This is a genomic window from Rhodococcus sp. T2V, from assembly GCF_029269925.1.
In the GTDB taxonomy this organism is placed as follows: Bacteria; Actinomycetota; Actinomycetes; order Mycobacteriales; family Mycobacteriaceae; genus Rhodococcus_F; species Rhodococcus_F koreensis.
This window is the reverse complement of sequence record NZ_JARJBD010000569.1, coordinates 1-312: the sequence shown is the minus strand read 5'-3', so window position 1 is coordinate 312 and position 312 is coordinate 1. Positions and strand designations below refer to the sequence as shown.

General features: G+C 59.9%; 1 protein-coding gene. It reads right to left on the bottom strand.

The window, feature by feature from the left end:
* Positions 1-50: 50 nt before the first annotated feature.
* Entirely contained in the window at positions 51-254 is a 204-nt protein-coding gene (locus tag P3H15_RS55440) for a hypothetical protein (RefSeq protein WP_276144967.1), read from the bottom strand.
* Between the last annotated feature and the right edge of the window lie 58 nt (positions 255-312).

The following is a 312-nucleotide window of genomic DNA, read 5'->3' as shown; positions in this document are numbered from 1 at the left end:
CCGCACGAGCAAGGATGGGGCGGACGTCATTCGATGGACAGCCAAGGGGCCTAGGGGGTAGCCGAAGATCTGTCCGTCGAAGGGCTGTAGTTCGTGTTGTTGCAGTGTACCGTCACCGCGGCGTGGGTGATGTCGGGGTGGGTGGTGAGGGTGGCTTCGATTTCGCCGAGTTCGATGCGGTGGCCGCGGATTTTGACTTGGAGGTCGCCGCCACAACCTTGCAACGAAAACAGGCCGGAACTAAGCAGCGACACGCTACTAGTAGACTGTCGCGGCTAAGTGTTGGGATATAGGTGGCGGAGTTTGATGCGG